This window comes from Paenibacillus sp. FSL R5-0473, from assembly GCF_038004565.1.
In the GTDB taxonomy this organism is placed as follows: Bacteria; Bacillota; Bacilli; order Paenibacillales; family Paenibacillaceae; genus Paenibacillus; species Paenibacillus amylolyticus.
In genome coordinates, this window is sequence record NZ_JBBORL010000001.1 from 5,738,226 (window position 1) to 5,750,572 (window position 12,347).

10 protein-coding genes are annotated in these 12,347 nt (G+C 46.5%); 1 reads left to right on the plus strand and 9 read right to left on the minus strand.

The features are described 5' to 3' along the window. Nucleotides 1–2: 2 nt before the first annotated feature. The 7 genes from whiA to MKY28_RS25270 all read right to left on the minus strand — a co-directional run bounded on the left by whiA (nt 3) and on the right by MKY28_RS25270 (nt 8,354). On the minus strand, nt 3–941 hold the full coding sequence (gene whiA / locus MKY28_RS25240) for a DNA-binding protein WhiA (RefSeq protein WP_036616210.1): 939 nt from the start codon (nt 939–941) through the stop codon (nt 3–5). 6 nt (nt 942–947) lie between these two features. Next, nucleotides 948–1,934, minus strand: a complete 987-nt coding sequence (locus MKY28_RS25245; protein WP_017691250.1) for a gluconeogenesis factor YvcK family protein — start codon at nt 1,932–1,934, stop codon at nt 948–950. 13 nt (nt 1,935–1,947) lie between these two features. Continuing rightward, nucleotides 1,948–2,847, minus strand: coding sequence for an RNase adapter RapZ (rapZ, locus tag MKY28_RS25250; protein WP_017691251.1), 900 nt, complete (start codon nt 2,845–2,847; stop codon nt 1,948–1,950). A 51-nt stretch (nt 2,848–2,898) separates the two neighbouring features. Then, nucleotides 2,899–3,849 carry an ROK family glucokinase gene (locus MKY28_RS25255; protein WP_340937344.1) on the minus strand — a complete coding sequence of 317 codons (951 nt, stop codon included), beginning with the start codon at nt 3,847–3,849 and terminating at the stop codon, nt 2,899–2,901. A 446-nt stretch (nt 3,850–4,295) separates the two neighbouring features. Further along, nucleotides 4,296–5,327 carry an AI-2E family transporter gene (locus MKY28_RS25260; RefSeq protein WP_036616412.1) on the minus strand — a complete coding sequence of 344 codons (1,032 nt, stop codon included), beginning with the start codon at nt 5,325–5,327 and terminating at the stop codon, nt 4,296–4,298. Between the two features lie 162 nt (nt 5,328–5,489). Next, complete coding sequence (gene trxB / locus MKY28_RS25265; protein WP_036674745.1) at nt 5,490–6,449, minus strand: thioredoxin-disulfide reductase; 960 nt, start codon at nt 6,447–6,449, stop codon at nt 5,490–5,492. A gap of 171 nt (nt 6,450–6,620) precedes the next feature. Then, nucleotides 6,621–8,354, minus strand: coding sequence for a tetratricopeptide repeat protein (locus MKY28_RS25270; RefSeq protein WP_340937345.1), 1,734 nt, complete (start codon nt 8,352–8,354; stop codon nt 6,621–6,623). A gap of 432 nt (nt 8,355–8,786) precedes the next feature. On the opposite strand from MKY28_RS25270, the gene MKY28_RS25275 reads away from it, so the two are divergent. Next, nucleotides 8,787–9,239, plus strand: coding sequence for a hypothetical protein (locus tag MKY28_RS25275; RefSeq protein WP_340937346.1), 453 nt, complete (start codon nt 8,787–8,789; stop codon nt 9,237–9,239). A 146-nt stretch (nt 9,240–9,385) separates the two neighbouring features. Here the strand turns inward: MKY28_RS25275 and MKY28_RS25280 are convergent, their stop codons facing one another. Together MKY28_RS25280 and MKY28_RS25285 are read right to left on the minus strand one after the other, a co-directional pair. Then, nucleotides 9,386–11,137 (minus strand): hypothetical protein, encoded by a 1,752-nt coding sequence (locus MKY28_RS25280; protein ID WP_340937347.1) that lies wholly within the window; start codon nt 11,135–11,137, stop codon nt 9,386–9,388. Nucleotides 11,138–11,393: 256 nt separating this feature from the next. Then, nucleotides 11,394–12,344 carry a sugar phosphate isomerase/epimerase family protein gene (locus MKY28_RS25285; RefSeq protein WP_340937348.1) on the minus strand — a complete coding sequence of 317 codons (951 nt, stop codon included), beginning with the start codon at nt 12,342–12,344 and terminating at the stop codon, nt 11,394–11,396. Nucleotides 12,345–12,347: the final 3 nt, after the last annotated feature.

Sequence of the window (12,347 nt, forward strand, 5' to 3'; positions counted from 1 at the left end):
TCTCAACCATAACGTTCTGTGCGTACTTTCTCAGCCAGCTCATCAATTTTACGAAGCCGATGGTTCACTCCCGACTTGCTGACTGTACCTTTAAGGAGCTCGCCAACTTCCTTCAAGTTGATATCCGGATGAGCGAGTCGAACTTCCGCCACTTCGCGAAGCTTCTCAGGCAAAGATTCCAGACCAACTTCCTTTTGTAACAACCGGATATTATCGATTTGCCTCACCGCCGCTCCGATGGTCTTATTCAGGTTGGCGGTCTCACAATTGACAATCCGATTAACGGAGTTACGCATGTCGCGCATAATCCGTACGTCTTCAAACTTGAACAAGGCCTGATGAGCACCAATGATGCTGAGCAGCTCAATGATTTTCTCGCCTTCCTTAATGTATAGGATGAATCCTTTTTTCCGTTCTATACACCGGGCATTCAGATGAAATTCATTGGCCAGGTCAACCAGTGCCTGACAGTGCTCTTCATACATGGACGCAATCTCCAGATGGTACGAGGAACCTTCCGGATTATTAACCGATCCACCGGCCAGAAATGCACCGCGAAGATAGGCCCGTTTACAACAGTTTTGTTGAAACAATTCCGTACTGATCCCTGGGGTAAAGAGAAAGCCCTCAGATACAATATGAAGACTATTGAGAATCTCCTGTACCATGGTTGGAATACGAACAATATATACATTGTTCTTTTTCAGCCGCATTTTTTTGCGGACCAGTAATTCCGTATGCACTTGAAAATGCTTTTTAAGCAGAGAGTATGCCCGTCTTGCAATCGCGGCATTCTCCGTCGAAATATCCAAGATCACTTTTTTATTCGATAACTGCACTGCACCAAGCATACGGATGAGGGCTGAAAGTTCCGCCTTTTCGCAGCACGGTTCGCTCTCGATCATGGTTAATTCTTTTTTGGTCTGTGCTGCAAACGACATGGGACTTCACCTCTTCCGTAACATCCAATTTTGTACCAGTTGGTAGATGTGATGACTTAACTTGTCAGCATCATGACGCAGATAGGTTTTGAACAGAACAAGGGTATCTGCAACCACCTGATAACCGGCACTTTCGAGTACATTCATATCCAGTACAACCGGTTTTGCTCCTTTTTCCGCATACTTATTTTGCACTTGCAGCGGAATATCACCATTATTTACGATAACATAGTCGAAGAGCTGATGACCTATATGCTCGTGTACCGCCTTAAGGTGGTCACTTACCGTATAGTTATCTGTTTCTCCCGGCTGTGTCATCACATTACAGATAAACATCTTCACCGCATCAGCCTCTACCACAGCTTCTGCAAGCTTAGGTACGAGTAAATTGGGAAGGATGCTTGTATAGAGGCTGCCTGGCCCGATCAGAATAGCATCAGCTTGACGAATGGCCTCTACTGCCTCTGGCAACGGCTCCACGTGATCCGGTTCAAGGAAAACACGTTTGATGCGTCCACCCGCCTCAGGGATTTTGGACTCACCTGTAATAATTGTCCCATCTTCCATCTCGGCATGCAACACAACGGCCTGGCCTGCGGCTGGCAATACCTCACCTCGAACGGCAAACACGCGGCTAAGCTCCCGCACTGCGGTCACAAAGTCGCCCGAAATATCCGTCATTGCAGCCAAAATCAAATTTCCCAAGCTGTGGCCTGCAAGCCCCGCGCCTGTATTGAAACGGTACTTCAACATATCTGAAAGCAATGGTTCTACATCAGCCAGTGCCGTAAGCACGTTGCGAATGTCGCCCGGAGGCGGCATCTGTAGCTCATTGCGCAGGATGCCTGAACTTCCACCGTCATCTGCAACTGTGACGATGGCCGTGATATCCAGCGGCTTCTCTTTCAAACCGCGCAGCATCACGGATAATCCGGTTCCGCCGCCCATTACAACTATTCTCGGACGTTCTCTTCGTGGTCCGGCCTCTTTCATCCCTTCACCCTCTTCAATGACGGTCCCGGTCAGCGTCGCGATGGCTCACGGTAACAGCTTCTGTCTCGCTGCTTCCCAACATCTTGCCCAAATATTCCGATATTGCTACCGAACGATGCTTGCCTCCGGTACAGCCGATTCCAATAATAACCTGGCTTTTGCCTTCCTTCCGGTATTGCGGAATCAGGAAATGCAGCATATCCAGCAGCTTGGTCAGAAACGCCTGTGTCTCTGGCCACTTCATAACATATTCGTACACATCACTATTCTGTCCCGTATTCGGTCGCAAATGATCAATATAATGTGGATTCGGTAAAAAACGTACATCAAACACCAGATCAGCATCAATCGGAATCCCATACTTGAATCCAAACGATGTAATATTCACCGACAGCATTTGGCTCTCGAGATGAGAAAAACGGGATATGATACGTTCTTTCAGTTGAGCAGGCTTCATTGTACTTGTATTCAGTACCTGAGTCGCAGAGTTTTTGAGTTCCTCCAACATCTTGCGTTCCAGTCGGATGCCATCCAGCGGCATGCCCTCAGGAGCCAGAGGATGTCTGCGCCTGCTTTCTTTGTAACGCTGAACAAGTACAGAATCTGTAGCATCCAGGAATAAAATCTCGCAATGAATGGTAAAATGATCTTTAATATAGTTCAAAGACTCGGACAGAGCCGTAAAGAATTCACGCCCGCGCAGATCGATAACCAATGCAACCTTACCAATCTTGCCGTTTGACTGTTCAATTAGTTCCGCAAATTTTGGAATCAATACCGGCGGCAGATTATCCACACAGAAGAAACCCAGATCCTCCAGGCTTTGTACTGCAATGGTTTTACCTGCTCCGGACATGCCCGTAATGATAATGAGCGTGGCGCCTGTGCCTGGTGATCCTTCACCTTCAAGCATAAATGTCCCCTCCTTATCATATTGCTGTCTTCATATATTGTTACGAGGATACTAGGAACGCAAGAGAAGACCTGCTGCACCCACAATACCTGCATTATTACCAAGTGTAGCTTCCAGAATCTGAACCCCATCTTGCAACGGTTCTGGCGTCAGCTTAGCAAACACAGTACGGATTTCATCAAACAAGAAATTGCCCGCTTTGGATACGCCGCCACCGATGATGAACATCTCCGGGTTAATGACAGCTGCTACAGTAGCCATGGACTTGCCCAGGTAAAAGGCCGCACGATTCACAATGCGCTGTGCCACTTCATCGCCTGCCTTGGCAGCATCAAATACTTCTTTGGCTGCAATCTTGTCGACGAGTGCCAGTAACGTATGATCCCCGCGCTCTACGGCATCCTTTGCCATACGGATAATACCCGTTGCAGACGATACTGTTTCTACACATCCCATTTTACCACAACCACACTTGATGGCTTCCAGATCAGGTACAACACTGATATGACCCAGTTCTCCCGCCATACCGGAGAAACCCTGATAAATGTTACCATTCAGGATCAAACCTCCGCCAACACCCGTACCGAGTGTATAACATACGCAGTTGTCTACGCCTTTACCGGCACCTGCCCAGACTTCACCCAGTGCAGCCACGTTTGCATCGTTATCTATTTTGATTGGCTTGCCCAGACGTTCTTCCAGAATCGAACGAATGGCCACATTCCGAAATCCGATGTTAGGGGCATGAACGATAATTCCCTCGCGTACATTCGTGAAACCGGCCACTCCAGCACCTACACCCTCAAGCTGTTCCCAACTGTAAGGTGATTCGGCTACGATATGTCGGACATACTTCTCGATGTTGGCGATGACCGTGTCTACGCCCTTATCCACTTCAGTCGGTCCTTCATACGTATGCATTAGCTGACCTTGTTCATCGCATATACCGACCTTGATTGCTGTTCCGCCGAGATCGACCCCAACGTAGATTTTCTCAGACATGCTGCAAGCCACCTTTATCTATCTAAAATAGTTTAAGTCCTACGTACCAACTATAATTGAAGGATACGCCTGGGTCAAGACGAGAAGACCTCTAGTACCTCCTGCTCCGCCGGGGTTGTGAACCACATCACGCACCGTTTTTGAATACGTATACATCCTCATTACCTTCATTTATAAACGCACGCTTTATTCCTTCCTCCCCATAACAGAGGAAGCCTCAACTCATGATATTGCATCTTCACTCGTTCCATTCATAAAAGATCAACATCGTCCCCTCAGAGTGGTGACTCGTCTTATGCACCCCGCCACCTGCCATTCTCATGAGAAAGTTATCTAATGACGATATTGCCAACAAAAAAAGAGCCTTCCATCCACAGGAAGGCTCCCTTACTTTTATGAAAATCAGAAATTGTAGAAATTGGGCTGACTCAGTTGATTTTTCTACGTTATAACTTCGTTTCCACACGTACCGGCTCTTCCGTCTTCTCCATCTTGTTCACATCCAGAATATCGAGCAGGAAGACAAAGATCGGAATACCAATGATCAGTCCCCAGATCCCCAGGAAGTGTTGCGACAGAATTAGTACGATAAAGGTGTAGAACATTGGCAATTTGGTCTTGTGTGCCATCAGTTTTGGATTCAGGAAGTACGTCTCCAAAGCATGAATAACAATAATCATGATGATCACAATAATGCTTAATTTCAGTCCACCCATCTGATACCCAATCAGACAGAGCGGTACAAGTGAGATGATAACCCCCGCAACGGGAACCAGACTGAGCATGAACACCAGAATGGTCAGAGCGAACAGATACGGGAAACCCAGAATCCATAAGCCCAGTATCGTCAGTACCGTATTAAACACCGCAATAAGAAGCTGTGCCTCAATGACTTTACCAAAAGAAGATACGAACTTGTCTCCCAGATAAGCAACTTCATTGTAGAACCATCCAATTTTACTTGTTTTGAACTTGGACGTGAACTTGGATATCTCCTGCTTCTGCAACAAGAAGAACAGACTCAGAATGATGACGAGCAGAATAAACTCCAGCCATTTGCTCAAAGCGAAAATATATTTCAATGCATCATTGGTGTAATTTTTAATATCGAAGGATTGAAGATAACCCGCAATTTTGGACGCAAAATTATCACCGTCTGCACTATCCAGAAATTTCATAATCTCGTTCGTCAACTGAACGACCTGATCCACGATCCGTGGTGAATATCTGGAAATGCCAAGCACAATGACTGCGATCACAATCATATAGAGTAGGATGACTACAACTTTATAATTGATTGGAAACAACCGATTTAAACCACCTGTAATGAAATGCTGTAACCTGTTCATGACATACGTCACCAGGAACAACAGCAGAATCATATGCAGCATACTCCCCATACTGAACAAAATTAAACAGAACAAGAGCAGGATCAAAAATCGTCTCACTGTCGCATTCTGTAACCAATCTTTTATCATTTCCCCCAAAATCTTCACCTCACAGCTAATATGCCCTATATGTATACGATCTCATGCCCACTGTAGTTTCAAAAAAAGAGAAGCCCTCCGGCTTCTCTCATTTCATGAGACTTCCCGTTGTCTCTTATTCCCAGCATATGCCTAACCTCACGCATGTAATGCTTATTTATCCAACGTTTCGCTCCAATCATGGACAATGCTTCCTTCAAGGAACTTCTCACAATCCATCGCCGCCATACATCCTGATCCTGCAGCCGTAATAGCTTGACGATATTTCGTATCCTGAACATCACCACAGGCGAATACACCCGGAATATTAGTCTCCGTTGTTCCCGGTTTAACGACAACATAGCCATGTTCGTCCAGTGCGATCGCATTACCCAGGAATCCGGTATTCGGTGTGTGACCAATGGCAACGAATACGCCATCTGCTTCAAGCAACTCTTCCTGCCCCGTCTCGTTGTTGCGCACTTTCAGCCCTTTGACACCCAAAGCTTCTGGTACGACTTCGAGTGGAGTACGGTTCAGCGCCCACTTCACCTTTTCATTGCTGCGAGCCCGATCCTGCATAATCTTGGATGCACGCAATTCATCCCGGCGGTGAACCAATGTCACGTCTGTTGCAAAACGAGTCAGGAAACTCGCTTCCTCCATCGCGGAGTCTCCACCGCCCACGACCACGATTTTTTTGCCACGGAAGAAGAAACCGTCACATGTCGCGCATGTACTTACACCACGTCCCACATTTTCCTGCTCGCCCGGAATACCGAGATAACGAGCGGAAGCACCTGTGGAGATAATGATCGATTCAGCTTCCAGTTCACCGATTCCTCCAACTTTGACCTTGAAGGGCGGTTTGCTGAAATCAACCTCTTCCACCCAACCGTTTTTGAATTCCGCTCCAAAACGTTCAGCTTGCTTACGCATGTTGTCCATCAGTTCCGGACCCATGATACCTTGCGGGAAACCGGGGAAATTCTCAACTTCCGTTGTCGTCGTTAATTGACCACCCGGCTGAAGACCTTCGATAACCAGTGGTTTCAGATTAGCACGAGCCAGATATATCGCTGCTGTCAGACCCGCAGGTCCCGTTCCGATCACAATCGTTCTGTATTTAGACATATAGATACAGCCTCCTTAATTAAGGTGAGAATGTGTTGTACTAGCGATGAACTTGCCAAGATGATATCCTACAGGCGTTTACGAAGCCCATTCGTTAAGTTTACCCGTTTTCCCGGTTGTTGTATCCTTCACCTGATGATGTCTTTCTGAAAACGAGTTGAAGCGAACTTTCTATACAAGTGGTGGCTTGCTGTTACAAACCGAATGAATCTGTTTAGCATACTTGCTAACCGTTGATGCCGATATCCCATACCGCTCAGCAATGCTTTGATAGGTAACGGGCCGACTGTGATTCTTCGCTGCCAAATATTCAAGTCCTGCAGCCCAACCCTCAATCTGCTTCGTACCCGGAACCTCCGGATGTACCCGGGATACATAATCCGTCCAGAGCCGTTCCATCTCTTGCTGCAACTCAGCCTTTGCTTCAGACATCTGTAACGCACGATCAACAACAGCCTGCCAATGGGAAGTTGAACCAGTGTCCAATTGCTCTGATGTGGATGGAACCTTCCCAATGGACTTCAAGGCTACAGGAGAAAAGGGTCGAACCACCTGAGAATTCCGATCCTCATGTTCAGCCGATTTCAATCCGTTCAGTACAGTTTGTGCTGCCTCAAGCAGATCCTTTTCTTCTCCAGTCTCTTCAATAAAGGATTGCAGAGCCTGCTGCACCTCATAGTCACCGATCATCCCAAGCGCATGAATAACCTGTAGCTTGGTTGCCCGATCACCATGACGCAATGCCCAGAAGAAGGATGAGCGAATCAGTGGATCATTCTTCATTTCTTCAGGTATGCCACTACCATAGTTCTCCCACTGTCTGAACTGCTCATCAAATGGCAGATGATAGTGATAACTCAGCTTCTCTGGCTCTTGCTCGCCTTGTTTTACAGCCTCAAGACCTGACAGATAATACCGGGATACTTCGGAACCCGGATCAAGCTTGGACACATGATGCCATAAACGCTCAGCAGCATCATAACGTTCTGTATTATAAGCCGCCACGGCTGCATAGTGAGCAAGTGCCGGATCAGCAGCTGTCTCTTCGTCCTTGAGCAAACGCCGGAAGTGAACATAAGCCGTATCGTGTTGGCCCAGAATCCCCATCGTTGTCGCCAGTTTGTAGACTTGTTCGTGCTGGAATGGCACGATGACCCGCAATTTTTTGATCAGAAGCAGCACTTGATCAGCCCGGTTCTCATTTTGATGGAAAATGGCCAGATTACAGAGTGCATGCAGATTACCTGGTTCCTGTTCAAGCACTTCGGCAATAGTCTCTTTTGCTTTGGGAAACAGACCCATATAATAGTAGGCGAGTGCCAGATTGTTACGGGCAGCCAAGTAATCAGGATAATCAGAAGACATGCCTTCGAGCAATTCAGCAGCCTGTGCAAATTTCCCTTCTTCCAGCAGTTCCCGTGCCTGATCGTGCTCCACTACACCTTTGCGTGATTTGATTCGATTCAGTTTAGTCGGACGATCCAGCTCATAATACAGAAGCTCCATCATCTCTTCGGCTTCCGTCATGAACTGACCTTGAGTGTCCTCCTCCAGATAGGTAACAAGTGCTTGCTCGGCTTCCTCAAACCGATCCATATTTGCATAATTGTTCGCCATATAAAAATAACATTCCGTCATCGACGGATCTACCACTTCCAGCACGTTAGCCAGAATGGCATTGGAGGCTTCGTAATCCCCCTTCTCCGATAATATACCCGCCATATTACAATGATTTACCGGATTTTCCGGTTCGTATTCAACAGCTTTGCGAAAATATTTTAATGCCTTGTCGACATGATTACGGTCCAGCGAGCGGACAGCTCTTTCAAAGAAGAAAGAAGCATCCAAGTGAATCGGTATAATATTGGCAAGGTGTCCCTCAGCCCGCACTAGCTTGCCCTTCATCTTCCAAGGCACCTCCTCTTTGCATTTCATTCATACTCTTCAGTATACCACATCTTAAGGCCCACTTCTCAATATGTAGTTTCATGTCGTTTATGAAAAAAATGCAAAAGAAGATGATATTCCATTTTGCGGAAACCTATCACCTTGGAGCGTTGTTTATTCAAAGGAAAACCATGTTTACCTAGAGACTCCTACACTCACTTGCCCTAGACTCTCTTTGTAGTATTGCATTAGTACATTCTTGTCGGTTACGCGGCGTCTAACTGGATTCTGACCGGTTATAATGAGATGAGTGGCCTATGGTATTATTATCCTTATTGTCCTTTTTAGTAGTTTATCTCCATTAAAAATCAAACAACGTATATTAGCTCTGACGGTCAGCCTCTTTTTCGCGTATGTAATAAAAAATAAATATTTTAAGGGGATGCTATATTGAGGATCTCAAAGATAAAACCACTTATATTCATCTTAATCTGCTTGTTTGCTTTGAATGGATGTTCAAAAGATATAGAAAACATAGAAAATAAGTTCACATTAGAGGATGTACTGAGCGCGCTCGAGTCTCAAGAACTGGATTTAGTGTCCTTTGGTATCACCGGGTATCCTTTGAAATTAGATGATGTTATACCTGAGGTGTACTCCGTTGAAGTGCCCGTAGAAGAAGAACCATATAGCCCTGAATTTATACATTTTTATATTTTCAATTCTGAAAAGGATCGCATCAACGGGACAAAAGACTTCAATAAACACATGGAAAGCGCCCAATTTACAACATTCCCTTTTCTATATGAGAAAGGAAATGTTTTTATCGTTTACTGGAGCAAAACCAAAGATGATCCTCTGTTCACTAAACCAATCGAAACTGCGTTAGAGCAACTGAAATGATCATAGTTCATACATTACTGGACTGAGCTGGACAGTGGGAATATCATTTTAGAACGTTAATTGCAGTCATTCGTCGTTCGTAAAAAAAGAAGACCGAGCATTTGGGCTCGGTCTTCTAACTATTATGGCTTAAATATCTAATAAATCTAGATCTTCGACGCCATCGAAGGAGAAAGTGAAATTTGAAGGGTTTTATCAAACGGCGTCATGAAATTGACCAGCACAACCTTACACTTGTCCGGCAGTTTTGCCTCACGTACCGTTGCCGCCAGATGACCCAGTTCGCCCCCGGTGATCTCCAGCCAGTCTTCTCCGCAGGTATAGCGTAATGTACCGCCTTTCCACAAATAGTGACCCTCACTCGTTTCAATCGCGTCCTCACAGGTCAGCTCACCTTCGCTTCCGAATACAAAGGATAACTGCATCATAATGTGCTCCGGTTCCTGTCCAGATAGATGCATGTTCCATCCGTTTTCCGTTGGCTGTAATTCTGCTCCTACACGGAATGTCTGCTCATGAGTAAGCTGACGACTCTGATGAGGTAACAAATACCATGGACTTATATCTGATGCAGCCGATTCTGGCAGCAGGTTCGCAGGGATTGGGCCGTAATAACCTTTTTTCTGCTCACCAGTTAGTCGATAGCCTTCGGACAGCCTCGTCATTTGCTGCATAGGTACATACCCTGGATTAAAGTAAGAGGCCAGTTGCACAGCCAGCAGGCGCACCTTGCCATGACGAAGCGCGAAGAAAGAAGGAACTTCTGTCATCACAGTCACACTTGTAGCACCATCCCGAATTCGGGCTACCGGAGCACCAAAATCCGTATGCATCCGACTGTGCGAAATACGACCGTGATGCCCTACTGCGTCCATCTGCTCCAGATATTCTCCCCGTACAAAATGTTCATTCAGCATGACCTCATACTGTTCCGGTAATGCATCACGTGTGTCATTGGTCTGTTGAAGCTCCGGCTCAAGCATTAATCGAATGAGCGTATTCACCGAACATACTCCCGGATCTGTCAATGTATCTCCAGCCCAGGCTGCCATACCGGCTAAGAGTGAATCACCGTCCAGCCGAGCCAAAATGGCATAAGGCAGATAGTAAGGAGACAGATCATGAACACTGCCCAGATCCTGTCGCCCTGAATAATCCGTAACAATTTCACCCGTTGGATGGACCAGATACACCATCATGCGGAGATTAAGCCTCACTGGTTCCAGCAGTTCAGGACGATTGAGCAGGCGCGCAGCATGAATTAACATGATGTCGCTAACTGCGCTGTATATCCCATTGCTCCGTTCTGTCCACTCCCCATCAGGTGTAATATCCATGCCTTCATCCATCCACTGCTCTGCGCGCTGCACAGCTTCCTCCAGATCAAATATTTTATGCAGGAAACCAAGCGCCGCGCATAGCACCCAGCGATGATTGGGCGTATGACAACCTCCTGTAAGCATGGTTGGGATTGTCCGTTCCAGAAACAGCCTCATATTGTTTAATACGGGTTGAAGCGGCTCCCATTCTTGCTGCTGAAGAAGCTGATACAACTGTGAATACCCTACAACGACAAATGCAGTATCCGGAGGGGAATGGTAATTGGTCCAGCCAGGCGATATTGAACCGTCTTCATGCTGGAAACGGAGTACAAATTCCGTAGCTAACAGCAGTCGATTTAACAACGATTCATCCCGGTAATAGATAGAGTCCGGATTGGAGAGCGCAGCTCCCCAGTAACACATATCCGTGGGCGTTCCAGTCGTATGGTTGACCCAGGCAACACCTGTGAAGGGATCAATTGTCCCTCCATAGTAACGGCTTTCCGGGTCAAGCATCTGCCGGGATATGCCTCTTTCTACCGCTCTGTCATTACTGTCCACCAATTGTTTGTACATGTGCAGTCCCCTCCATACCAATGCATTCTCACGATGTGCGGAGTATATTGCTTCAGTGCCTTCAATTCAGACCGGAAGCTTACTCATACCGCCCGTAGGTGAGTTCATTTTTCTCGTCAGTATATATCATATTTCTACATAAGTCGCCAGAAAATCTGTGCTTGTTTTACTACATTATTTATGGGTCACTGTCACTGAGGAAACAGTCATTAAACACATACTGTGAACATGCAAACTGTTTCCCACATCACCGCGCCTACTCTGTCACTCCAAGCTTCTTCATAAGCAAGTCATGACTCTCATGGATCTCTTCTGCCTTACAGGCAGACTTCAACTCATATACCTTCACCTGTGCGCGGCGAATCATCGGCAGATAGGCATCATAGAAGTTCATATCCTTACTGTGTACATACGGGCACCAGTGGTCAGAGAGACCAAGTGTCTCATGAATATGGACCCCTACGATATCATCCATCAGGCCTTGCATTTCTCCCACACTGTCATAAAGGCCCATTCGGTCCATCATGATGGCATGACCTGTATCGTACCAGATACCAACCGGAGCCCCTTTGAGAGCTGTGATGATAGTCTTGGCTTCGGCAAGGGTAGGAATCTGTTGTGGTCGCGATCTTGTCTCGATGCCAAAACGAACATCCAGACCTTTAGCTGCCGCCCGATTGCATACCTCATCCAGACTGGCGATAATTTTCTCCACATACCCTGAACTGAGGGCTTCCCGCCGCTCCATCAATTCAGCCCATTTACTGCGATACTTCGGTGAGTCCGGACCTTCCTCGTTATAGATCTTTCCAAGGTCTTTGCTGATATCCTCAGGAAAAGGTACCTCTCCCGGGTGTACAACTACCGCTTCCCCACCATAACGATGAGCATACTCTGCCGATTCAACAAGCAACTCTATAGCCCGCTGACGTTTAACTTCATCCTCGAAGCCCAGCAGGACAGAATCCGTACCATAATCCGGGTCTGGATCATGTGGAAAAGTGTTATGAACACTCGAAACACCTATTTCTCCGCGCTCAATCATCGGCTCAATGGTCTTGAGCATTTCCTTCGTCACATTATAGTTGAGTTCAACCCGCCGAAAGCCAAGTTCCGCGATTTCCTGAATCATGTCTTCCCCTACGGTATGTTTCCTGATGTTCCAACATGTCGAGAATGAGTATTCGCCCTTGTCTATGTGCTGCATCTG